The sequence below is a fragment of the Lactobacillus sp. X-49 genome (genome assembly GCF_057063645.1).
Map to the genome: position 1 here is coordinate 58,685 of NZ_JBXSQM010000007.1, position 23,444 is coordinate 82,128.

The following is a 23,444-nucleotide window of genomic DNA, read 5'->3' on the forward strand; positions in this document are numbered from 1 at the left end:
TCTAGCATAGAAAAAAATAAGATTCATTAGCGGCGTATTGCATAGAAAAAACAGCTTTGCTTTTGCAAAACTGTTTTAAAATTAATTTTCACGTTGTCTGGCATCACCTGCACGTTGCAAGGCTCGACCAACATAGTTAATACTTAATGAAATTGCGAGTAATAAGATCGTCGCTGGTAACCATAGCCATGGTCGACTAACAACGTTAACGGGATCATTAGCAAAACCAATCAATGTACCTAGAGAAGGTACTGTTGGCGGCAAACCGTAACCAATGAAAGAAAGAGTTGTTTCAATACCAATATTGCCGGCAATTGTTAATACAACATCGATAATTAACATTGAAGTAATATTTGGTAAGACTTCTCGAAACATAATTTTCAAATCTGATGAACCTGAAGTTTTGGAAGCTAAAACATAGTCTCGATCACGCTGTGATAGAACAAATGCCCGGAAATACCTTGCTGTATTGGGCCAACCAAACATCGAAATTATCCAAACTAAACTTAGAGGACTGTAATTTGGAATAACAGTAACCAACACAATCTCAATTGGCATTCTTGGTAAGACTTGGATAAAGTCAACAATTCTCATAATGATTGCATCGATATAGCCACCATAGTAGCCAGACACTAGCCCAACAATTAGTCCGACTATTTCACAAATTGCTGTAACACCTAAACCAATTAAAATTGAGTTTCGCCCACCCATGATTAAGAGGTTAAAAATATCACGTCCACCATCATCAGTACCTAGAATATGACCATTGACGCCCCAACCATAATAGGCATCAATAATATTTGCTTCTGTAACCTTACCTGCATTTAAGAATAATGATCCTCCAAAGGTAAATAGTAAAATCAAAACAATTATGATAAAAGCAGTTAAAGCAACTTTATCTCTTACAATTTCTCGTACAACTACTTTAAAGGTTGATTCAGGAGAAGATACTTTAGACTTTTTTGCTTCTGTTGTTGAAGTAGTTTCCTTTTTTTCAGACATTTCTCTTCCTCCTTACTTAATTCTGATTCTTGGGTCAACAATACTCATAATAATATCTGATAATAAATTACCTAGTAAAGTTAAAGTCCCAAAGATTAAAATCAGTGCCGTTAACGTAGTGTAATCACGTTGACCAATTGAGTCTAAGAATAATTTACCCATTCCAGGATAACTAAAGACCATTTCAACAACCATTGAACCGCTGAGTAACCCAGTAATTACCGTACCAAATGAAGATGCAATTGGCAGTAATGAATTACGTAAAATATGCTTGTTAAATACCACATTTTCCGGTACCCCTTTACTATGGGCTGTACGAACATAGTCTTCGACTTTATTATCAACAATTCCAGTTCTTAAATATTGCACAATTGAAGTTGTAGTTATTACAGCAGTTAAAATAGCTGGTAATAAAATATGATAAATTTGACTTCCTAATGTACCCCAGAATCCAGATGCATTAGGGGAAACAGATCCACTAATTGGGAACCACCCAAGTGTAAAACCAAATAACCAAATTCCTAAAATAAAGAAAACAAATGCTGGAACAGCAAAGGTAACATAATTAAAAATTTGAACTGCTTGGTCTTGCCACTCATCTTGATGACGTCCAGCAACAACGCCTAAAGGTATCGAGATAGCATAAGTAATAATTGTCGTTAATAGAGATAACCAAAATGTATTTATAGCACGATCAGCAATCAAAGAAGTTACAGGAACATGCTGTATATAACTAGTACCTAAATCACCTTTAAAGACATTGCCCACCCAACGAGCATATTGAACCGGTGCTGGATCATTCAATCCAGCTGCTTGCTTCAAAGCAGCTATTTGCTTAGGATCTGTATTCGGATTAATTTGCCCACTAAATGGATCCCCAGGCATCATTTTAGCTAAGAAGAAAACCAAAATACTCAAAATAATTAATTGTGGGATCATGATTAATATACGTCTTAAGACTGTTTTCCACATTATTAGTCGCGCCCCTCTTCCTTAAGCTCTTCTTGTTCAACTTCATCTTTTGGAAGTGCTACCCAATGATCACCTGAAACTTGTTGTAGCGGAAATACTCTTCCAGACTTGTCATACCATTTGCCCTGATCATTTTGAAATTCCTGTTCGACTTCCTGACGATGCTTTTTATTTTCTTCTCGATGCTCAACATCAACAACAGGAATAGCAGACAATAGCCGTTTAGTATAAATATGCATTGGATGCCTATAAATATCTTTTCGACTTCCAATTTCAACCAAACGACCTCTGTGCATGATTGCTAGATTTTCTGACATATGCTTGACAACACCTAAATCATGAGAAATAAATAAATAAGCTATATTATACTGTTGCTGAATATGCTTCATGAAATTCAAAACTTGAGCTTGAACAGATAAATCCAAAGCACTAGTTGGCTCATCTGCAACAATTAATCTTGGCTTTGTAGCAACTGCACGAGCAACACCAATTCTCTGCCTTTGACCTCCTGAAAATTCATGTGGAAACTTATATATTGCATCACTAGGCATCCCCACAATATCAAGCAATTCTTGAACTCGATCACGTTCTTGATCAGTAGTTAGATTCTCAAAATTGCGAATTGGTTCAGCGATAATATCTTCTATTCTCTTTCGTGGATTCAAACTAGACATTGAATCTTGAAAAATCATTTGGACATCTTTATTATAATTAAGTCTGCGTCTATTTTTAGCCTTAGTAATGTCAACGCCCTTATAAATAATTTGCCCACTGGTAACTTGCTCAACACCAACAATTGCTTTACCAGTTGTGGATTTTCCTGAACCTGATTCGCCAATTAAGCCGTACGTTTCACCCTCATTAATTGTAATGCTAACATCATCAACAGCCCGCACATAATCCGTAATCCGATTCCAAAAACCGGATCTAATTGGATAGTGGACCTTTAAATTTTTTACTTGAATAATTTCTTTAGCCATAAATTAATCCCCACTTACCTTATCTTGAAAGTGGAACGTTTTCCAGCAAGTACATCTTACCCAATGATTAGGTTCAACTTCATGCATTACAGGCTCTTTTTCATGAGCAGTTTCAGGAATCCACGGGATTCTTGCAGCAAAGCGATCACCTTCATGTGGCATATTTTGCAATGATGGAACCGTTCCTTGAATAACATGCAAATCCTCTTCTTCATCTTCAGATTGTGGCATTGAATTCAAAAGCGAACGAGTATACGGGTGAAGTGGATGCTCAAAAATCGTTTTTACATCCGCTTTTTCAACGATTTGACCTGCATACATTACAGCAACTTGATCAGCGGTTTCAGCAACAACCCCCAAGTCATGAGTAATTAATATAATTCCCGAATGTGATTGTCTCTGAATATCTTCAAGTAAATCTAAAATTTGAGCTTGAATGGTAACATCCAAAGCAGTAGTTGGTTCATCAGCAATAATGATTTCAGGTTTGCAGGCAATAGCCATTGCAATCACGATTCTTTGGCGTAACCCACCTGAAAGTTCAAACGGATACATGGCATATGTTTCTTCAGGCTTTGGCATCCCAACCTGATTAAACAATTCAATTACACGGGAATGACGCTCTTTTTCATTCATATCAGTATGGTAATAAAGTGTTTCCGCAACTTGATCACCCACGCGCATTAATGGATTTAAACTTGCAAGTGGATCTTGAAAAATCATCCCAATCTTATTACCACGAATCTTATCGAATAAGGCCTCATTTAACCCTACTAGATTTAATTCATTGTATAAAATATCACCGGTTACTTTCGTATTTTTGTGATCATAAAGACCAATAATACTTGCAGCAATTGTACTCTTACCACACCCAGACTCACCAACAACTGATAAAATTTCATCACGCTTCAATGTGATATTGATATCATCCGCAGCATCATAAAATTTTCCTTGTAAACGGTATGCAGTATGCAAATGCTGGATATCTAGCAAGAGATCACTTTGTTTTTCCAAAGGTCATTTCCCCTCTCAATCTTCAACGAATTTATTAAAGATAATTAATAAATTTATTTAATTTCTAATTATATACATTAAATCGCTTAGATGCAAATTTCATAGCGATTTTCTATAAATTATTTTTGATGCGCTAAGATATAACTCACTGCATCACCAACCGTTTTGATTTTTTCGGCATCTTCATCAGGAATCTCGGCGCCAAATTCATCTTCTAGTTGCAAAATAAATTCAACTAAATCAATGGAATCAGCGTCCAAATCACTAGTAAAATTAGTGTTTTTGGTTATTTCATCCTTATTTACCTCAAAATTATCTGCTAAAATATCACGTATTTTTGAAAAAATTTCATTTTCAGTCATTATAGTTCTCCTTTATAAGTTATTTATGATGAGTAAATTCTGCCTTAAAATCAGCAATGATTTTTTCAGACAAGATTTTGTCAACTTGCTTAATTGTATAATATATTGCCCTTTTGCCTGAACGACCGTGTGTTTTAACTATTGGGGCATTTACTCCTAACAAAACTGCACCACCGTACTTATCGACATCAAATTTTGACACTAACGTTTTAAGCGCACCTTTAATTAATCCAGCTCCCAGCTTAACAAAAAAGCCGTTATTAAATAAGCTATCCTTCAATAAATGTATTAAAACACTTGCGGTCCCCTCAATGTTTTTTAATACAGCATTACCAGTAAAACCATCTGTGGCGACAATATCAGCCTTACCATCAAGTAACTCATTTCCTTCAATATTACCAATAAAATTGAGTTGACTATCAAGTAACAATTTATAGGCTTTTTGATGTAGTTCGTCTCCTTTATCGCTTTCAGCTCCATTATTTAACAATGCCACTTTAGGATTTTTAATTCCCCTGACCTTTTCTGCATAATATGAAGCCATTTTAGCCCAATCCAATATATATTCAGGCTTGGATTTAGCATTAGCGCCAACATCAATCATATTGAAGCCATTATCTGAATTTTTAACAGGTAAAGTAGGCATCAATCCTGGCCGAGCTACGCCACTAATTCGACCAATAATAAAAATACCACATGCTAAAATCGCGCCTGTATTGCTTAATGAAAGCAAAGCGTCTGCTTTACCTTGCTTCACGTATTGCGCTGCAACAACTAATGAAGAATCTTTTTTGGCTCGAATTGCTTTAACAGGCTCATCTTCATCATTAATGACTTGTGTTGTCGCAACAATTTCAACTCGATCGGTATCATTACCGACTAAGTTCTTTATTTTGTTTAGATCACCAAATAAAATAAATTTGGTTTGCGTTAATTCGGCTTTTGCTTGCAAAACGGCTTGGACAATTGCCTTCGGAGCATTTTCGCCGCCCATTGCATCTATTGCAATTGTTCTCATTTATTACCACAATCTTTCCTATGTTCGTTCATGCTGTATTTCTTTATATTTTAGCACTTGCTTTAAAGTCTTATGTCCCGGCTCTTTTAGTTTGGGATCTTCTTTTATTAAGTCAAATGCTACCTGGTGTGCAACTGCTAGTGTTTCATAATTATTTATTACATTTCCAACCTGAAATTCTGGCAGCCCAGACTGTGCCTTACCAAACAAATCACCTTCACCACGTAATTTCAGATCTTCTTTAGCTAGCTTGAAGCCATCAGTTGTTCCAGCGACCGCTCTCATTCTTGCTTTCCCAGCTTCAGTTTTAGGATCAGCTAAAAACACACAATAACTTTGGGTGTTGCCTCGCCCAATTCTACCACGCAATTGATGCAGCTGACTAATACCAAAACGGTCAGCATTATAAATAATCATCATGTTGGCATTAGCTACATCAACACCAACTTCAATAACACTTGTTGCAACCAGAATATCAATTTGACCATCTGCAAAATCCGTCATTATCTCATCTTTTTTGGCTCCCGACATCTGCCCATGAAGTAAAACAACTTTTTGTTTAGGAAAATCATGACATAATTTCGCCCAAAGTTCTTCAGCGTTTTTTAAATCAAGAGCCTCAGATTCGGTAATTAAAGGAGTTACAGCATAGATTTGATATCCTTGTGCCAGTTGTTGCTGCATTAATTGATAAACTTGAGCCATTTGACCAGTTGTTTTCCAAGTAGAAATAATTTGCTTGCGTCCAGCTGGTAAGTGATGAATTTCCGAGATTGTTGTTTCTCCATAAACAGTCAAAGCTAGAGTTCGGGGGATTGGTGTTGCAGTCATCGTCAAAATGTCGGGCACACACCCTTTATTGCTTAATGCCTGCCTTTGACTCACACCAAAACGGTGCTGTTCATCAATAATTACAATTCCCAAATTTTTAAAGATTACCTTGGGCTGAATCAATGCGTGAGTACCAATAACCACATTAATGGTACCGTCAATTAACTCTCGATAAATTTCACGTCTTTCTAAAGCTTTGGTTGATCCAGTCAGAAGTGCTACTCTAACGCCTAACGGGTTCAAGAGTTCCTCAACCTTTTTAAAATGTTGCGTAGCCAAAATCTCTGTAGGAACCATTAGCGCAGCTTGAAAGCCAGCTGTTACTGCAGCAAAAAGCACATAAATTGCCACAATTGTTTTTCCAGATCCAACATCCCCTTGTAAAAGTCTATTCATTTGCTTTTCAGAATGAATATCAGCATAGATTTCATTGATAACTTTCTTTTGATCATCCGATAATTCAAAGGGCAACTCCTTAGTCAACTTAGCAATTTCAACCAAATCATATTGTTTGGCAATCCCCTTAGTTTGATTACCGTATTCACTTAACTGAGCAAGTTCCGTCTGAAACAAGAAAAACTCTCTAAAAATCGCACTTCTTTTGGCCAATTCAGCTTCATAAGAATTATGAGGATGGTGCATTTGTATAATGATTTCTTGCTCAGTGAGCAAGCGATATTTCTGCCGTATTTCTTGAGGTACAATATCTTCTATGTCTGATAAGTAATCATTTAAAGCAAGATTAATTAAGTCAACTAACTTTTTTTGTCTTATATTTCGATTAACTGAATAAATTGGGGCCATCCCACTATCATTTTCTTTAGCAGCTACAAATTTAAAACCCGAAAGACTTTGTCTAGCAGCATTATACTTACCATAAACAGCAATTTCTTTGCCAATCACAATTTTATCTTTTAACCAGGGCTGATTAAAAAAATTGACCATGATAACTTCATGGTCAATTTGCATCTTAAAGCTGAGACGATTTTTTTTGGAACCAAAACGGCTAATAAAGGCTGCAGTTGCAACAATTCCTTTCAACATTACCTTTTGACCATCCATGATCTGATCAAGAGGAATCGCCTGAAGCTCATCGTAGCGAAAAGGAAAATAGAAAAGCAAATCATAAATGCTGTAAATGCCGAGACTACCTAATGCTGCGGCAGTTTTTATTCCTACTCCCTTTAAATTTGTTACAGGGGCAAATACCTTTTCCGTATTCATTTTCTATTCAACAGAAATCAAGAAATTATAAACTGGTTGACCGCCATTATGAACTTCGAACTCAAGATCATCATGCTTTTCTTCTAGTGCACTGACAATCTGTTGAGCTTGTTGCTGATTAGAATCACGACCGAACATAATTGTGATAATTTCTGAATCTTCATCTAGCATTTTTTCAATCATTGTCGTAGTTGACTTAATTAAATCAGTTGTAGCAACTTGAATCTCACCATCAATAATGCCAAGATAGTCATCCTTATGAATATCAATATCATTAATTGATGTGTCACGATTGGCTTGCGTAACTTCACCTGAAACCACTGTTTCAAGCGCATTAGACATATTTTGGATATTGGCTTCAAGACTATCATCGGGATCAAATGATAACATTGCCGTTAACCCTTGTGATATTGTTTTCGATGGAACAATACCAACTGGAATATCACTAACTTCACCAGCCTGTTTAGCGGCCATTACAATGTTACCGTTATTAGGTAACACAATCGCTTGCTTAGCTCCTGATTTCTTAATGGCATCAATGATATCTTGAGTTGACGGATTCATCGTTTGACCGCCAGAGATAATCCTATTCACACCTTCACTTTCGAATAATTTGCGAATACCATTTCCAGAAGCAACTGCAATCACAGCAAAATCAACACTTTCTTGATTTTCTTCATTGTTATTAACAATTGTTTCATGCTGAATCCGCATATTATCTATTTTTATCTTACCTAGTTGACCAAATTGGCTACCATAAGTGAAAATTTCACCTGGATGTTCAGTATGAATATGAACCTTTGCGACTTCATCATCTGAAACAGCTAATAAGGAGTCGCCTAGTTCAGAAAGGTGAGCCCGAAATTCTTCAAGATTGAAGGTCTTTTTATCAGGAATATCGGCAGTTAAATCTACCATTATCTCTGTACAATATCCATGATCAATGTCTTGAGTTGATAACTGACTTTGTACTGATTGATGATGCATGGCATTAATCATTTCATCCATTTCGCCTTCATCTGGTTGATAGCGATCAGCAAAGCTTTCTCCTAATAGTCCTTCTAAAAAGCCTTCATAGATAAATAATAATCCTTGTCCACCTGAGTCAACCACACCTACTTGTTTAAGCACTGGCAATAAATCTGGGGTTGTTTTAAGGGCTCTTTTTGCCCCTTCAACTATGGCCTTCATCACTTCTTCGATATCATCAGTTTCGTTAGCTTTATTTGCTCCTTCTTGAGCAGCAATTCGAGCAACTGTCAGAATAGTACCTTCAACCGGTTTCATCACTGCCTTATATGCTGTTGCAACTCCATTTGAAAAAGCATTTGCTAGTTCTTGGGCATTTAGAGTATTCATGCCCTGTGTGGCTTTATACACGCCTCTAAATAATTGTGAAGAAATAACACCACTATTACCACGTGCACCCATTAGCATTCCCTTTGCAAGACTTTCAGTTAAATCTCCAACCTTTGAGCTAGGATTCTCACTAACTGCCCTGGCGCCACTTTCAATAGTCAAGTTCATATTTGTTCCGGTATCACCATCTGGAACAGGAAAGACGTTCAAAGAGTTGATAAACTCTGCATTTCGACCTAAACGATGTGTGGCCACTCGAACCATATCTCTAAATTTTTTGCTATCTATTTCCTTTAAAACCAATATTCTAAACCTCCGCTTGAGCTATTCGTCAAGCAATTTAACACTCTGAACGATGACATTGACAGCTTGTGTGTCAATCCCCAGTTGATTTTTCAAATTAAATTTAACACTATCCTGTACATTACGGCTAACTTCTGAAATCTTTAAACCGTAACCTACGATAATATAGACATCAATTGTAATCTTATTATCATCTGATTTGACTACAACACCACGCTTATAATTTGCGCGATTCAGAATTCCATCGAATCCATCACGAATAGCATTCTTTGATGCCATTCCAACAACGCCGTAATTGGATGTAGCTGCGCTACCAACGACAATAGCAATTACCCCGTTTGAAATATCAATCAAACCATTTTTTGTTTTGATTTTAACAGCCATCTTTATCCTCCATATCATTGTTCTCGATATTATGAATCTATTTTATCATAGTAATCAAATATTAAGTCAAAATTCCATTTACAAAAAATAGTTTTGCGGTTGCAATGATTTTTAAATTATGCTATCTTTATTTAGTATGAAAACACAATAAAGGAGGTTTAGCAAATGGCAAAAGATTATATAACTGGTAAAAAGACCACTTTTGGTAATACACGTTCACACGCTTTGAATTCATCACGTCGTGCGTGGAAGCCAAACCTTCAAAAAGTTCGTATTCTTGTTGATGGTAAACCAAAACGTGTATGGGTTTCAACTAAGACTTTAAAATCTGGTAAAGTTACCCGTGCCTAATTGCAAACAAAAAGCTGACAGAATTTCTTCTGTCAGCTTTTTGTTTTATCTAAAATCAAAATTTTGATAGCGATCAACATCTTTTGACTGTATAACTGCTACCGTACCCGTTGTAAATGATAATTTGAAATAATCTTTTTCTGATAAAAATTCATTAGAACTTAGTGAAACTGGTATTTTTGTAGAATAACTTTGCAAATCGTATTTAGCTCCAACAATGCTTAAATCCTGCACTGCGGTTAGTGGAACTACTCCAAAATATGTATAATCTTTCTTTTTTCGGATTATATGTGTACCAGAATTATAAAATTTAAAAGAATTTTGTAAATCCAAAAACTCAATTTTTTCCGCGTACCCGTTAAATTCCGGCTTCAACAGCATAAATAAATTAGTCAAAAAATGGTCAAGTCGACCACCTGTTGCCCCAATTGCAGTTAAATGGTCAAGACGATAATTTTCAAACGCATATCTAAGCATTAACTCGGTATCGGTCAAATCTTTTTCCGGGACTGAATAACGAATGTCAGCTACATTTTTTTGAATCTTGGCTAATTCAAATTTTTGTAACGAATCAAAATCACCAACTGCTAAATCAGGAACAAACCCCAGCTCTTCCAATAACAAGCTACCACGATCAACCCCAATTAATAATCCAGCCATTTGTTGAACAGCTACAATTTGTTTTTTAATATCGCAGGGCCATTGAGCTTTTGGAGCCCCTAAAAGTGCAAGTCCTTTCATCGTAAAACACCATTTAGTTCATTAATTTGTCCAGCAATATTATTTTGACAAAAGATATACGAACCAGCAACAAAAATACTTGCACCAGCTTTTCGAGCAATCTTGGCTGTTTCAGCATTGATTCCACCATCAACTTCAACTGGAATTTTATTTTGCAACAAATTAACTGCTTGATTAATTCTTTGAGTTGATTCCGGGATAAACTTTTGTCCTCCAAAACCAGGATAAACCGTCATTAACAATACCTGGTCAAGCATAGACATATACTTAGTCAGAACTTCAATTGGAGTATCTGGATTGAGTGCCATTCCAGTCTTAACTTGGTGGTGTTTCAAGTAATCTAACCAGTAATTGAGCTTATCCTCAGGCATAGATTCATAATGAAGAAGCATCACATCCGCTCCCTCTTTAACAAATGCTGGTACCATATCATCTGGATTATTACTCATCAAATGTACTTCTGCTTCAAGTTGTGGGAAGTCACGTTTGAAATCTGCTACCAATTGCGGGCCAAAAGACAGATTAGGTACAAAATGACCATCCATAATATCAATATGAAAACGGGTAATTCCAGCTTCCGCAGCTATTTTAATACTTTCACTTAATTTCAAATTATCAATATTTAAAATTGAAGGTGCAATTAACATATCTTTCCTCACTTCAAATACTCAGGAAGACGGCCATTAGCAATTTCTGCTCTCATAAGGAGATAATCATCATACCGACTCCGTTTGATTTTTTCATTTTCAACTAAACACTTGACCGCACACTGTGGTTCTTTAAGATGCTGGCAACCACGAAATTTGCAATGTACACTAGCTTTTTTGAATTCAACTAAATATTCACACAACTCATTTATTTTAATTGGAGTAAGATCAATAGCAGAAAAGCCAGGAGTGTCGGCCAAAAAACCTTGACCTAATTGAAATAACTGCACAGTTCTAGTCGTGTGTTTACCTCGATTTAAGCTAGTGGAAATAGCTTGGGTCGCTTGATTCAAATCTTGTCTTAAATGATTAATCAGGGTTGATTTACCAGCTCCTGATTGTCCTGCTAAAGTCCAAACCTGACCATTAGCAATCATTGTTGATAATTCATTAGCTAATTTTTGCCAGTTATCAAAAATTGGATACCCAATTTTTTCGTAATATACTAAATCTTGCCTTATTTTTTCTAATTGAACGTTTGAAGCGATATCAGTTTTCGATAAATAGATACTTACAGCTACATTTTGCCAAGAAAAAAAGGTTAAGAAACGATCTAACAACTGCAATGAAAAGTCCGGTTCAACCGCCGAAATAACTAATAAAACGTGGTCAACATTTGCTACTGCCGGTCTCCCAATTAAATTAGATCTTGGTAAGACTTCCACCAAATAGTTAGTTCCCTGTTCATCGAGTTGAATGCGAACATGATCCCCAACTGTAGGCTTTAATTTGTTCTTTCGAAAAACCCCGCGAGCCCTAGTTCTAACAACGCCACTAACGGTTTTAACATCATAAAATCCAGCAATTAAGCCAATTACAATTCCCTCAGTTTGCTTTATCATTGCTTGACCTTCTCATTTAATATTATTTGTCCATCACGAACGACTCTTAAAGCACCAGCACCTTGCTTAAGCAAAAATGGAATTGAAAAGTTTACGTCGCGCTTAATGTACAAATCACGATAAATATTATTCAGAGAATGATTGTCATCAGAAATATATATTTGAATATGATTACCACGACTTTCTGTATCTTCATCATTTTTTTCATACGTAACGGTAAACGTTTTAATTGCAGTAGAATCTTTTTCCTTTTTTGGTCCTTCAGAAACACTTACCGTAATCGTACTACCATGAGAAACTTCAGTATCGGATGCAGGACTCATTGATATGACCATTCCTTTTTTAACTTTGCTAGAATAAGTTGGATTTACTTGCAAGGTCAAGCCATGGCGATGTGCAAATTTCTGAGCAGTTTTAAGTGACTTATTACGTAAGTCTGGTAATTTGACAGAATCATTTTTAAAGCGATCATCATTTCCTTTAGAAACACTCAGCGTAATTGTTGTTTGTGCTGGCTTGACTTCGACATCCGCAGCAATGCTTTGAGAGATAACTGCTCCAAATGGGACATTAGAAGAATACTGATTTTCGCGAATAACCTCAAATCCTAATTTTTCCAATTTAACTACTGCACTCTGGTAATCTTCACCCGTTACATCGGGAACTTTAACCATTCCTGCTCCGTCAGAAATATAAAGGTCAATAAATCGCCCCCGTTTAATATTGTGTCCTGCTCCAGGAGAGCTTTTAATTACCTTTCCTTGAGCAATATTATCCGAACTCTTATGCTTAATTCGACCAACTTTGAGACCAACATTTTCTAACCTATCACGCGCACTTTGTTCAGTTAAATTAGTGACATCTGGAATGCGAACTTCATGATTATTTCTACCAGATAGAACAAAAGCCATCAAAAAAATGACTAAGATAGCGGCAACACCAACAAACAGCCACCACCATTTATATTTACGTAAATTTTGAAAAAAAGCTGTTCTTTTAACTTGATCATCATTTCCAGAATGTGAAATTGCATTCACCTTTTTTTCTGAACTATCCTTAGGTATTTTTGCCGGCTTGAAATTGGGTAAAACAATGGTTTCATCATTATTAATTCCTCGTCCATCTGCATATGCCGGCTCATTAGCACGTTCAGGATTTAAGCTTGTATCCAAGTCACTCTGCATTTCATGTACTGAAGCATACCGATTTCTTGGATCCTTGGCTGTTGCTTTTAAGACAACATTTTCTAAAGACTGAGGAACCTGATCATCTTTCTCTTTAATAGACGGGATTGCTTCTTGGGCATGCTTAAGCGCAATCGCCACTGCTGAATCACCATTGAATGGAACAGAACCTGTGATTAATTCATATAAAATTATACCAAGTGAATAAATATCTGACTGTTTAGTAACAAGTCCACCCCGAGTTTGTTCTGGTGACATATAATGAACCGAACCAACTGCGGAATTAGTTTGTGTAACTGAATTCTGATTTAATGCTACTGCAATACCAAAATCAGCAATTTTAATATTGCCACGCTTATCCATCAAAATATTTTGTGGCTTTAAATCACGATGAATCACATTATGCTTATGTGCTAACTCCATTGCACTTAATATTTGGTCCATTATACGGATAACATCATGTAAAGCTAACGGGGCATTAAGTCTAATATAGTCTTTTAAATCTGGGCCATCAACATATTCCATAACCATATACGGCAACCCTTGATCAGTACCAACATCTAATACCATCACGATATTAGGATGGCTAAGTTCACTGGTTGCTAATGCTTCACGTTGAAATCGGGCTAATGTTTGCGGTTCTTTTTGTAAATCAAGCCGTAAGATTTTAACGGCAACTTTACGTTGCAAGATAATATCTTCAGCTAGATAAACATTGGCCATACCACCTTCACCTAGTGTATCTATAATGCGATAGCGATCGCCTAATAAATAGCCCCTATCAATCACCGCTCATCACCACCTTCTTTTAGAATCAAGCAGACCGTAATATTGTCACCACCACCCAAGCGATTAGCTTCATTAATCAATTTATGGCAACGTTGTTTAAGAGATAAATCACGTGTCGCCAAAATTTGTTGTATTTGTGGGTCACTTAGTGAATTAGTTAATCCATCAGTACATAACAGAATAAGATCATTTTCCTTCAGTTCAATTTGCCGAAATTCAGGATCAATGGTGCTGGAGACACCTAATGACTGAGTAATAATATTCTTTTGGGGATGATTTTGAGCTTGTTGCTTAGTAATTTGCCCCATTTTAATAAGCTCATTAACTAAAGAATGGTCTTCTACTAGTTGAATGAATTTTCCCTCAGTATACTCATATGCACGTGAATCACCTAAATGTGCAATCAGAGCTTCTTGAGCAAATACAATTGCTAAAACTATGGTTGTGCCCATTCCATTTAAATCAGGAAAACGGTCAGCAGTTTTTAAAATTGTTTCATTTTCAACACTTAATTGAACGTCTAGCCATTTATGTGCACTTTCACAATCAGTAAAATCAGTCATACTAAAATTATGGCCCAAATGACTAACAGCCATTGTTGACGCAACGTCACCACCTTGATGGCCACCCATTCCGTCGCATACTGTTGCCATTGTTACTCCATTTTTATTTTTATAAACCTGGACAAAATCTTGATTGCTTTCTCGTATCCTACCGATACTTGAAGCAAAAGCTGTTTTTATCAAAACCTTAACCTCGTACTACAAATTTAGAAATAAAGAATCCGTCACTGTGATAATTATCTGGCATAATTTTAAGCATCCCTGTTGGTACAGTGATTTTACCAGTTTTAAATGGCTTCAATTCAAATTCAGGATGCTTTTCTAAAAAAATATTGACCACATCTTCATCTTCTTCTTGAGCAATTGAACATGTAGAAAAAATCATTTCTCCATTTACCCGCAGTAATGAACTAACATGCTCAAGAATCGCTAATTGAATTTTTTGTAAATTAGTTAAATCAGATAAACTCTTGTTGTAGCGAATCTCAGGTTTACGCCTAAGAAGACCCAAACCTGAACATGGCGCATCTACTAAAATTTTATCAAATTGACCTTTTTCAAATAAATGGTCAGCTTGGCGCGCATCCAGTTCTTTTGTATTAATGAGCTTTTTAACACCCATCCTAGAACTGTTTTGTTCAACTAAGTTTAGTTTTTTCTGATGTATATCTAATGCCATTACATTTCCTAAAGGAATTTGCTCAGCGATCTGTTCCGTTTTACCACCTGGGGCACTACAAGCATCTAAAACCTGTTCATTTCCATCAAAATCAAAGGCATTTACCGCCAAGCTAGCAGCTTCATCTTGAATTGTCAATAAACCATTTTGAAAAAGTTTCGTTGAACTAATTCCACCATGATTTAAAATCAATTCATCACTAGTTAATTCAGATTCCTGATAAGAAAAACCTAAATTAATTAATTCTTTTTTTACATCGTTTACATTTGCTAAGCGTGAAATACGAACAGTATTTTTAGCTGGTTCATTAATACTTGCAAGCACTTTTGATGCTCTTTTGCTCCCCCAATGATCAATTAAATATTGAACTAACCATTCTGGCGTGCTCTCTTTTATACTCAAATAAGTTACTTTATCAGTGGTTTTAGGTAAAATCGGTCCACGACGAATAAGTGAACGTAAAACGCCGTTAACAACTTTAAAACCTGTAGAATGCAAACGACCAAATTCTTTCGCCAAAATATTTGCTTCATTCAAAACAGCCCTATTAGGCACTTTATTCAAAAACAAGATTTGATATGCCGACATCAACAGCAAGGGCTCAATATACCCTTCCTTTAATTTGGTTTTAATTAAGTCTTGAAGCTGAAACTTTAAGTAAATTTTGTATTGAATTGTTCCATAAACCAACCTTGTAGCAAATTTACAATCAGTTTGTGATAAATCTGCTCTTTTTAAAGCATTATTTAAACTAAGATTAGAATAAGAATTATTGCGAAAAACACGCATCAGTGTATCTAAAGCAACAGCACGAGCACTTTTAATTGTCAACTATTTTTTCTCCCACTTTAAATTTACTGCCTTGACCATTAAGAAAATTTTTTATTTCTAATGTTTTTTTGCCTGCTGGTTGCACCTCTAATAAGTCTAAAACAGTGCCTTGAGCAAAACTAATCGCAAAACGATCTGCACTGGCAACTAAACTACCTGCCGGTAATGTGGTCTTTTCCGAGCTAACTTTTGCGCGCCATACCTTAATTCGCTTTCCCTTTACCAATAAATAAGCACCAGGAGCAGGGTTTAAGGCTCTAATTAAATTATTCGCCTCTTTCGCAGTCATTTTTAATCTAATTTGTTCCTGAGTTTTACTAATGTTAGGCGAAAACACAACTTTAGATTGATCTTGTGCGACTTTAGCCTGTGGATCTGCAATTATTTTGGGCAAAGTTTCTAATAGTAAGTCACGACCAATAATTGCTAATTTATCAAATAGACTTCCCGTAGTATCATCAGGTTCAATATTAATCGCTTTTTGAGCATAAATATCTCCGGCATCCATTTGCTTTACCATTTCCATAATAGTAATGCCGGTTTCGGCTTCTCCGTTAATCAGTGAATATTGAATTGGAGCCCCACCGCGATACTTCGGTAGTAGTGATCCATGTACATTTACTGCTGCTATTTTGACAGATTTTAAAAACTTAGTTGGTAAAAATTGACCATATGCGGCAGTTATAATCAAATCTGCATGCAAATCAATTAATTCGAGCAATTCAGAAGATACAGACAACTTTACTGGTTGGACAATCGGCAAGTTCAGCTTTTCTGCTGCTATTTTGACAGGCGTCTTAGTAATCTTCTGTTTTCTGCCAACTTTTTTATCTGGCTGAGTTACTACTGCTTTAATTTCATAATTGGATTCGACTAGTCCCTTTAAAATTGGTACTGCAAAGTTAGGTGTTCCCATAAATATTACTGATGTCATTAAACATATCCCCTTTACATAATTCGTTCTGGCTCATTATCAATATAAATACTCAAGCCATATTTCTTTGCCTTCTGTGCAGAATCTTGAATTTGATGCAATAATTGATTTAGATTCTCTTCTTTTTTATATTTTACCAGTATTTGATAATAAAATTTGTTTTTTAAACGAGAAATTGCACTTGGTGTCGGACCCAAAATAATTGTCGTTTGTTTTAATTGTTGTTGAAGATAATTCTTAATTTTAAATGCTGCACGAGCTGCATTCTGCTCTTTTTTTGCAGCTACTGAAATTAAAACAGTATAAAAATATGGTGGATAATTTCCAGCATGACGAACACGCATTTCATAAGCATAAAAGCGTTCATAATCCTGTGTTTGAGCAAATTTTATCGCATAATGATCAGGATTAAAAGTTTGAATAATTACCTCACCCTTTTTCTTGGCTCTACCTGCTCTACCAGAAACTTGAGTTAGCAATTCAAATGTTCGTTCAGAAGCATTATAATCTGGAAGCCACAAACCAGTATCAGCGTTCACCACACCTACAAGCGTTACATTAGGAAAGTCTAACCCCTTGGCAATCATTTGTGTTCCTAATAATACATCGGCTTGATAATTTGCAAAATCGTCAAGGATCCTCTTAAATTCACCTTTACGTCTAGTTGTATCGACGTCCATCCGTAAGATTCGAATATTGGATATCAGATCCTGCAATTCTTGCATTACTTTTTGTGTCCCTGTTCCTAGAAAACGAATTTGCTGGCTCTGACACTTAGGGCATCTCTTCGGTATTGTGGTTGTGAATCCACAATAATGGCACTGCATTTGTTGAACATCTTTATGCATGGTTAAAGAAAGATCACAGTTAGGACATTCCATCACATAACCACATTCACGACATAACATAAAATTTGCATAACCACGCCTATTGAGCATTAAAATTACTTGTTCTTTTTTGGCTAAGCGCTCTTTAATAGCTAACAATAATTGTTCACTTACATCAAATTGGTTTCCAGCAAAATTTGCATCTTTTAAATCAATCAATTTAACTTCAGGCAACTTTTGCTTATTAGCTCTTTGAGAGAGCTTAAGCAGTTGGTAAACTCCCTTTTGTGCTCTTGCGCGACTCATTAACGATGGTGTTGCACTTCCTAATATCAGCGGACAAGAATTATATTGACTACGCCACCTGGCCACATCGCGTGCATGATAACGAGGATTATCTTCCTGTTTATATGATGCTTCATGCTCTTCATCGATTACAATCAGTCCGATATTTGTTAAGGGTGCAAAAACAGCACTGCGGGCACCAACTACTACGCGAACCTCCCCACGACGAATTCTACGCCATTCATCATATAATTCACCTTCTGATAATCCACTATGTAAAACTGCAACTTGCTGACCAAAGCGAGACTTAACTTGCGCGACCATTTGAGGAGTTAAAGAAATTTCTGGCACTAACATCAATGCATTTTTATCAATTAACAAAGTTTGACTAATCGCTTGTAAATAGACCTCTGTCTTTCCACTACCAGTAACGCCTTCAAGCAAAAACGTTTGTGGAGTACAATTTTGAATTGCATTAGAAATTTGATTCAAAGCAGCTGCTTGTTCATCATTTAAAATAATTTTAGAAGAATGAACAGATTGTTTATAGTCAACTAATGGATCACGATAAATTTCAGTTGATTCTTTTTTTAACCACCCTTTGGCAACAGCACTAGTCAGTGTGGCAGTCTTAATTCCCGTATCTTTTTCAATAACTGATTGCATCTTAGGAAAAGCGGAATAATTTGTAATTAAATATTGCAGTAATTGCCTTTGCTTTACCGCATTTTGCCTAAGCGATTCATAAGCTTGTAAATATTTATCTTTAGTTAATTCTAAGGAATATAAATTTTCCTTTTTAGTTTTTGCTTGATTTTCAACAATGTATTCAATTTTGGCATCTTGCTTTTTTATTAACTGGTGTATATAGGCAACCTCATGACTAGACTTAATTTGATTTAAGTCAACTATTTTTCCTTTAAAAAAGGAATTTTTTTTCGCCTGATCCGAAATTGGAATTAGAATTTTACGATAATTGGCACGCATGACTCTAGGGAGCATTGTTTTTAAAATTGAAATCCGATAAGAAAAAATTTCATTAGCTAGTGTTTTAGATAATGAAACTAATTCTGGTGTTAAAGGAGGCAACTCATCAACCACTAGTAATAAGTCCTTAAGTTTTCCTTGAAAATCACTTGTCTTACTGAGCCCTATAACAAAGCCCTGTAATTTTCGAGAACCAAATGGAACAAAAACTCGTGACCCAATTGCCACATCGATTAATTCATCGGGAACATGGTATTCAAAAATGCGATCTGTCTGTTTAGCTGCAATGTCAACAATAATTTGCGCTATCATATTACTCACCCTTAAAAAATAACCTTCATCTTTTCGGATGAAGGTCATAACTTTGGACAATTATTATTGGGCTGAGTGATTTGTATCAACTGTAACCTTACCAGCCTCAATTTCCTCTAAAGCTCTTCCAACAGGCTTAAGTGCCTTATACTTTTTCAACGCTTCAGGCTCACCCGCTTCAAGTTCATGTGCTCTTTTAGCAGCAAGTACCGACAATGAATAACGCGAATCAACGCGATCTAACAATTTATCAATTGATGGATATGTAACTCTCATTTTTAATCCTCTCTGACCATTTTACGATATGTGTCAATTACACGGTTAACACTAACATGTTCGGCATCGACAATTGCCTTAATGTGATCAACAGCATTAGCAACAGTATCATTAACAACTGCATAATCATAGTCTTGCATTACCAGAATTTCTTGACGTGCTTGTTTAATGCGACCCATGATCACATCCTCTGACTCTGTACCGCGATTTTCCAACCGTAGATGTAAAGTATGTAAATCAGGTGGTGTTAGAAAAATAAACACGCCGTCAGGCATTTGCTTACGTACTTTTTGCGCACCATTGACATCAATTTCTAGTAAAACATCCTTACCCTCATCCAGCATTTTTCTCACTGGAGCAAGGGGTGTGCCATAATAATTATTGACATAACGATTATATTCTAAAAGCTCTCCCTGATTAATAGCTTGCTTAAATCGTTCTTTACTCACAAAAAAATAATCTTCGCCATCAACTTCGCCAGGTCTAGGTTTTCTAGTTGTCATTGAAACTGAATACTCAAATGGAAAAACCTGATTCTCAACGATTGCACTTTTAACGGTTCCTTTTCCTACTCCAGAAGGACCCGAAAGGACAAGTAACAAACCTTTTTCTGTCATGCCATACTCCCCTATAAAAAGCTATTACATCTAGTTTGCACTAAAAGAAAGATATTTTCAAGTTAAGAAGTTTTTTAACAAAAAACTTGTTTTCCTGAACAAATGTTCGTATAATAATTTTAAACAAACATGTGTTCGAAAATTGGGGTGGAATTAATGAAGAATTCATTTAAAAAAGTTTATCATTACCTATTTGAATATGACAACGACAAACTAAGCATCTATAATCAATATTACAGTGAGATTCTTTCAACACTTGAATTTGCTTTACTTCACCATGCTTTTGTCTTATTAAGTTACCAAGACGGATCAAGTGAAATTGGTCAAATTACTAAACAAATTTCACCTGGAAAATTCGTTTTATCTTCAATGAACAAAAAACTGCTTAGAATAATAGATCTTGACACTATTTTTAGAGTCGATTTAGCTTGAATTAAATTTAACTTTACTGTTAACTAAAAATGCGAAAATATTTCCGCATTTTTATTTTTTCCGTACTTAGAAAAGGGTTGTTACTGTTTTAAATAAATATTTTTACTTCTTATCTTAAATCCAGCATTTTTATAGGCTTGGATTGCACAATGATTATCTACTTCAACATCAAGTACAAACTTTTGTGAGCCTTGTTCTTGTAAAAGCTCCATTATTTTTTTGATAAAGTAGCTACCAAAACCTTGTTTCTGCCACTTATCAGTAATAAATAAACCAAAGAGATAATCAACATTTCCTCTATCTACAGCACAATAACCTACAATTTCATCATTAAAAAGTAAAATGAAACTTTTGATTTGATCATTAGCTAAACTTTGCTCAATATATTTAGTTGAAGAAGATAAACTCTCACCAAATGCTCTACTCTGCAATTGAGCAACTTGCTCAATGTCCCGTTTTCTAAGATTGGCAATTGTTAATACTTGATTCAAATGGTCTGTTTGCTTAATTTTAGTTGGCTGTTTTGTTGCCATATTATATTCAGCATCATCGATTAAGTTTAAATGGGTTTTAGCCAAAAATTGAGGATTTCGGTTGAGAAAATTTTCTTCACATGGAAAGCAAAAATTAGTATAGCCATATTTATTTAAAATTTTTTGGGCATCATCAATCATTTTGCTAGCAATTTGTTGTCTTCGAAAGTCCGGATCCACTAATACATACACATCAACCAAATCATTAGGCTTTTCATCAGCATATAACATTACTAAACCAACTAATTTTTGACCAACATATGCTAAAACAAAAGTCGGCATTTGCTCAAAATAATTATAAGCATTACTTAAATACGGATCAGAATATGTCTGATCAAATCGATGAACCTTTTCAATCAGTTTTTGACAGTTTACCAATTCTTGTGAATTTAATGTTATCTTTTCCGTAATCTGCACTTTGATTACTCCTCTTTGAAACTTCTCATTAAGTCTTCAGCATTTTGTTTTGCTGCCTGTGTTACGTCGCTTCCTGCCATCATTTCTGCAATCGCGGTAACTGTTTCTTCTTGAGTAAGTGGTCCAATCTGCGTATAAGTAGCACCATCTTCAACTTTTTTAGCAACAAGATATTTCTGATCACTTGCTGCAGCCACTTGAGGAGAATGTGTAATTGCAATTACTTGCTTATTTTTGCCAATTGAATGTAATTTTTTGCCAATTGCTGCGGAAACACGTCCAGAAACCCCTGTATCAATTTCATCAAAAATCATTGTACCAACTGGTTCAACTCTACTGAAAATCGTTTTTAAGGCTAAAATCAAACGTGATTGTTCACCACCTGAAACAACTTTGACTAATGGCATCAAACTTTCACCAGGATTAGGAGAAATCAAGAAAATTACTCGATCAGTTCCTTTTTTGGTAAAAGTAGTGGTTGGCGATAAATCAATCACAAACCGTGACTTAGCCATGTATAAATCAGACAATTCTAATTTGATTTTTGCTTCTAGTTTCTGTGCTATCTCTTTTCTGACTTGATGTAAGTAACCAGCTTCATGTGTTAGCCGTGTCTCTACATCTTTAAGCCGTTTTCGCAATTTTTCTTCATCTAGTCCCCCAGTTTCAAATTGACTTAGTTCTTTTTGAACTTTTTCATAAAACACAAAAACATCGTTTAAGGTTGGTCCATATTTTTTCTTAAGTGAATTAAGTAAATCAAGTCTACTAGAAACATATTGAAATCGCTCTTCATCAAAATCTAATTCGTCCATCACATTAGATAATTCGCCTCGTGCATCACTTAATGCAAAAACACCATCATCAATAGTTTTAGCAATATCTTTAAACTTTGTCCCGTATTCAGAGAGTTCATTTGCTGCAGTTTGTGCGTTCCCCACAAGAGATTCAATCCCATGATCTTCATCATCATAAAGTTGCATTAAATACGACGCCGTATCAACAATCTTTTGATAATTATTTAGCTCATTATATTCTTCTTCAAGTTGTTCATCTTCATCTGGATCTGTTAAGTTGGCAGCCATTAATTCATCGTTTTGAAAAGTTAAAATATCCTGCTTTTGGGCAAGCTCTTGCGCATCATTACGTAAATGAGTTAGCCTATCTGACAGGTCATGCCATGTTCTAAAATCAGATTGATATTCCCCTAACTTCTTCTTGAATTCAGCTGGAGCATAATTATCAACTAAGTCAATTTGTCGTTCTTGATCCATTAAAACTTGTTGATCATTTTGGCCATGAATATCAACCAAATAATTTCCTAATTCACGAAGAACATTAATCGTAGTCAACTGACCATTAATTCGAACAACACTGCGACCTTTAACTGCTAATTCGCGACTAATAATTAACTGATTATCTGCTTCAGGTAAACCATATTGTTCACAAATTTCAGCAATTTTGGGTGCTTGTTCATCAACTTCAAACAACCCAGTTATTACAGCTTTCTTTTCACCACTTCGCACCATTTCTTTTTGACCACGACCACCCATTAATAATGAAACTGCATCAATGATGATCGACTTGCCTGCGCCAGTTTCACCAATTAAAACGGTCATGTTTTCTTGAAAGCGAACCTTCAATGCCTTGATAATTGCAAAGTTCTTAATATCCAGTTCAACTAACAT

General features: G+C 35.6%; 23 protein-coding genes. 2 read left to right on the forward strand and 21 right to left on the reverse strand.

The features are described 5' to 3' along the window. Nucleotides 1-81: 81 nt before the first annotated feature. From ACYIAQ_RS04870 to ACYIAQ_RS04910, 9 genes are all read right to left on the reverse strand, one after another. Nucleotides 82-1,002, reverse strand: a complete 921-nt coding sequence (locus ACYIAQ_RS04870; protein WP_483562721.1) for an ABC transporter permease — start codon at nucleotides 1,000-1,002, stop codon at nucleotides 82-84. 12 nt (nucleotides 1,003-1,014) lie between these two features. Next, a complete protein-coding gene (gene opp4B, locus ACYIAQ_RS04875) occupies nucleotides 1,015-1,974 on the reverse strand; it encodes an oligopeptide ABC transporter permease (protein ID WP_122023082.1) in 960 nt (319 codons plus the stop codon). Between the two features lie 2 nt (nucleotides 1,975-1,976). Continuing rightward, nucleotides 1,977-2,954: an ABC transporter ATP-binding protein gene (locus ACYIAQ_RS04880; protein ID WP_483562722.1), complete on the reverse strand. Its 978-nt coding sequence runs from the start codon at nucleotides 2,952-2,954 to the stop codon at nucleotides 1,977-1,979. A 3-nt stretch (nucleotides 2,955-2,957) separates the two neighbouring features. Then, a complete protein-coding gene (locus ACYIAQ_RS04885; RefSeq protein ID WP_122023084.1) occupies nucleotides 2,958-3,968 on the reverse strand; it encodes an ABC transporter ATP-binding protein in 1,011 nt (336 codons plus the stop codon). 119 nt (nucleotides 3,969-4,087) lie between these two features. Further along, nucleotides 4,088-4,330, reverse strand: coding sequence for an acyl carrier protein (gene acpP / locus ACYIAQ_RS04890; RefSeq protein WP_122018423.1), 243 nt, complete (start codon nucleotides 4,328-4,330; stop codon nucleotides 4,088-4,090). A 19-nt stretch (nucleotides 4,331-4,349) separates the two neighbouring features. Continuing rightward, nucleotides 4,350-5,348, reverse strand: a complete 999-nt coding sequence (gene plsX / locus ACYIAQ_RS04895; protein ID WP_483562723.1) for a phosphate acyltransferase PlsX — start codon at nucleotides 5,346-5,348, stop codon at nucleotides 4,350-4,352. Between the two features lie 18 nt (nucleotides 5,349-5,366). Continuing rightward, nucleotides 5,367-7,403 (reverse strand): ATP-dependent DNA helicase RecG, encoded by a 2,037-nt coding sequence (gene recG / locus ACYIAQ_RS04900; protein WP_483562724.1) that lies wholly within the window; start codon nucleotides 7,401-7,403, stop codon nucleotides 5,367-5,369. Nucleotides 7,404-7,406: 3 nt separating this feature from the next. Then, complete coding sequence (locus ACYIAQ_RS04905; RefSeq protein ID WP_483562725.1) at nucleotides 7,407-9,065, reverse strand: DAK2 domain-containing protein; 1,659 nt, start codon at nucleotides 9,063-9,065, stop codon at nucleotides 7,407-7,409. 21 nt (nucleotides 9,066-9,086) lie between these two features. Next, complete coding sequence (locus ACYIAQ_RS04910; RefSeq protein WP_122018427.1) at nucleotides 9,087-9,449, reverse strand: Asp23/Gls24 family envelope stress response protein; 363 nt, start codon at nucleotides 9,447-9,449, stop codon at nucleotides 9,087-9,089. A gap of 165 nt (nucleotides 9,450-9,614) precedes the next feature. On the opposite strand from ACYIAQ_RS04910, the gene rpmB reads away from it, so the two are divergent. Then, nucleotides 9,615-9,800 (forward strand): 50S ribosomal protein L28, encoded by a 186-nt coding sequence (rpmB, locus tag ACYIAQ_RS04915; RefSeq protein ID WP_034981532.1) that lies wholly within the window; start codon nucleotides 9,615-9,617, stop codon nucleotides 9,798-9,800. Nucleotides 9,801-9,845: 45 nt separating this feature from the next. Here the strand turns inward: rpmB and ACYIAQ_RS04920 are convergent, their stop codons facing one another. From ACYIAQ_RS04920 to gmk, 10 genes are all read right to left on the reverse strand, one after another. Then, on the reverse strand, nucleotides 9,846-10,541 hold the full coding sequence (locus ACYIAQ_RS04920) for a thiamine diphosphokinase (protein WP_483562726.1): 696 nt from the start codon (nucleotides 10,539-10,541) through the stop codon (nucleotides 9,846-9,848). Beyond that, the gene (rpe, locus tag ACYIAQ_RS04925; RefSeq protein ID WP_483562727.1) at nucleotides 10,538-11,188 is read right to left on the reverse strand and encodes a ribulose-phosphate 3-epimerase; all 651 of its coding nucleotides are present in this window, start codon (nucleotides 11,186-11,188) and stop codon (nucleotides 10,538-10,540) included. The genes ACYIAQ_RS04920 and rpe overlap by 4 nt, the downstream gene beginning before the upstream one ends. Nucleotides 11,189-11,196: 8 nt before the next feature. Further along, nucleotides 11,197-12,090, reverse strand: coding sequence for a ribosome small subunit-dependent GTPase A (gene rsgA / locus ACYIAQ_RS04930; RefSeq protein WP_122018430.1), 894 nt, complete (start codon nucleotides 12,088-12,090; stop codon nucleotides 11,197-11,199). Continuing rightward, nucleotides 12,087-14,063: a Stk1 family PASTA domain-containing Ser/Thr kinase gene (gene pknB, locus ACYIAQ_RS04935; RefSeq protein WP_483562728.1), complete on the reverse strand. Its 1,977-nt coding sequence runs from the start codon at nucleotides 14,061-14,063 to the stop codon at nucleotides 12,087-12,089. The genes rsgA and pknB overlap by 4 nt, the downstream gene beginning before the upstream one ends. Further along, nucleotides 14,060-14,809 (reverse strand): Stp1/IreP family PP2C-type Ser/Thr phosphatase, encoded by a 750-nt coding sequence (locus ACYIAQ_RS04940; RefSeq protein ID WP_483562729.1) that lies wholly within the window; start codon nucleotides 14,807-14,809, stop codon nucleotides 14,060-14,062. Before ACYIAQ_RS04940 ends, pknB begins: the two co-directional genes overlap by 4 nt. 4 nt (nucleotides 14,810-14,813) lie before the next feature. Continuing rightward, nucleotides 14,814-16,094, reverse strand: a complete 1,281-nt coding sequence (gene rsmB / locus ACYIAQ_RS04945; protein WP_483562745.1) for a 16S rRNA (cytosine(967)-C(5))-methyltransferase RsmB — start codon at nucleotides 16,092-16,094, stop codon at nucleotides 14,814-14,816. Between the two features lie 31 nt (nucleotides 16,095-16,125). After that, on the reverse strand, nucleotides 16,126-17,070 hold the full coding sequence (fmt, locus tag ACYIAQ_RS04950; RefSeq protein ID WP_483562730.1) for a methionyl-tRNA formyltransferase: 945 nt from the start codon (nucleotides 17,068-17,070) through the stop codon (nucleotides 16,126-16,128). 14 nt (nucleotides 17,071-17,084) lie between these two features. Next, the gene (gene priA, locus ACYIAQ_RS04955) at nucleotides 17,085-19,481 is read right to left on the reverse strand and encodes a primosomal protein N' (RefSeq protein ID WP_483562731.1); all 2,397 of its coding nucleotides are present in this window, start codon (nucleotides 19,479-19,481) and stop codon (nucleotides 17,085-17,087) included. 63 nt (nucleotides 19,482-19,544) lie between these two features. Beyond that, on the reverse strand, nucleotides 19,545-19,757 hold the full coding sequence (gene rpoZ / locus ACYIAQ_RS04960) for a DNA-directed RNA polymerase subunit omega (protein ID WP_483562732.1): 213 nt from the start codon (nucleotides 19,755-19,757) through the stop codon (nucleotides 19,545-19,547). Between the two features lie 2 nt (nucleotides 19,758-19,759). Next, entirely contained in the window at nucleotides 19,760-20,374 is a 615-nt protein-coding gene (gmk, locus tag ACYIAQ_RS04965) for a guanylate kinase (protein WP_122018437.1), read from the reverse strand. A gap of 156 nt (nucleotides 20,375-20,530) precedes the next feature. Between gmk and ACYIAQ_RS04970 the strand changes: the two genes are divergently transcribed. Further along, entirely contained in the window at nucleotides 20,531-20,806 is a 276-nt protein-coding gene (locus ACYIAQ_RS04970; protein ID WP_122018438.1) for a hypothetical protein, read from the forward strand. A gap of 80 nt (nucleotides 20,807-20,886) precedes the next feature. Here ACYIAQ_RS04970 and ACYIAQ_RS04975 read toward each other — a convergent pair whose 3' ends face one another. Then, a complete protein-coding gene (locus ACYIAQ_RS04975) occupies nucleotides 20,887-21,756 on the reverse strand; it encodes a GNAT family N-acetyltransferase (RefSeq protein ID WP_483562733.1) in 870 nt (289 codons plus the stop codon). 5 nt (nucleotides 21,757-21,761) lie between these two features. Further along, entirely contained in the window at nucleotides 21,762-23,444 is a 1,683-nt protein-coding gene (gene recN, locus ACYIAQ_RS04980) for a DNA repair protein RecN (protein ID WP_483562734.1), read from the reverse strand.

Excerpts from the sequence above, each read along its gene's own strand:
- ACYIAQ_RS04910 (WP_122018427.1), bottom strand. The coding sequence starts at position 9,449 with ATGGCTGTTAAAATCAAAACAAAAAATGGTTTGATTGATATTTCAAAC.
- rpoZ (WP_483562732.1), bottom strand. The coding sequence starts at position 19,757 with ATGAGAGTTACATATCCATCAATTGATAAATTGTTAGATCGCGTTGAT.
- rsgA (WP_122018430.1), bottom strand. The coding sequence starts at position 12,090 with ATGATAAAGCAAACTGAGGGAATTGTAATTGGCTTAATTGCTGGATTT.
- priA (WP_483562731.1), bottom strand. The coding sequence starts at position 19,481 with ATGATAGCGCAAATTATTGTTGACATTGCAGCTAAACAGACAGATCGC.
- rpe (WP_483562727.1), bottom strand. The coding sequence starts at position 11,188 with ATGTTAATTGCACCTTCAATTTTAAATATTGATAATTTGAAATTAAGT.
- fmt (WP_483562730.1), bottom strand. The coding sequence starts at position 17,070 with ATGACATCAGTAATATTTATGGGAACACCTAACTTTGCAGTACCAATT.
- ACYIAQ_RS04870 (WP_483562721.1), bottom strand. The coding sequence starts at position 1,002 with ATGTCTGAAAAAAAGGAAACTACTTCAACAACAGAAGCAAAAAAGTCT.
- ACYIAQ_RS04970 (WP_122018438.1), top strand. The coding sequence starts at position 20,531 with ATGAAGAATTCATTTAAAAAAGTTTATCATTACCTATTTGAATATGAC.
- gmk (WP_122018437.1), bottom strand. The coding sequence starts at position 20,374 with ATGACAGAAAAAGGTTTGTTACTTGTCCTTTCGGGTCCTTCTGGAGTA.
- rpmB (WP_034981532.1), top strand. The coding sequence starts at position 9,615 with ATGGCAAAAGATTATATAACTGGTAAAAAGACCACTTTTGGTAATACA.
- ACYIAQ_RS04920 (WP_483562726.1), bottom strand. The coding sequence starts at position 10,541 with ATGAAAGGACTTGCACTTTTAGGGGCTCCAAAAGCTCAATGGCCCTGC.
- recG (WP_483562724.1), bottom strand. The coding sequence starts at position 7,403 with ATGAATACGGAAAAGGTATTTGCCCCTGTAACAAATTTAAAGGGAGTA.
- plsX (WP_483562723.1), bottom strand. The coding sequence starts at position 5,348 with ATGAGAACAATTGCAATAGATGCAATGGGCGGCGAAAATGCTCCGAAG.
- acpP (WP_122018423.1), bottom strand. The coding sequence starts at position 4,330 with ATGACTGAAAATGAAATTTTTTCAAAAATACGTGATATTTTAGCAGAT.
- rsmB (WP_483562745.1), bottom strand. The coding sequence starts at position 16,094 with ATGCGTGTTTTTCGCAATAATTCTTATTCTAATCTTAGTTTAAATAAT.
- opp4B (WP_122023082.1), bottom strand. The coding sequence starts at position 1,974 with ATGTGGAAAACAGTCTTAAGACGTATATTAATCATGATCCCACAATTA.
- recN (WP_483562734.1), bottom strand. The coding sequence starts at position 23,444 with ATGTTAGTTGAACTGGATATTAAGAACTTTGCAATTATCAAGGCATTG.
- ACYIAQ_RS04880 (WP_483562722.1), bottom strand. The coding sequence starts at position 2,954 with ATGGCTAAAGAAATTATTCAAGTAAAAAATTTAAAGGTCCACTATCCA.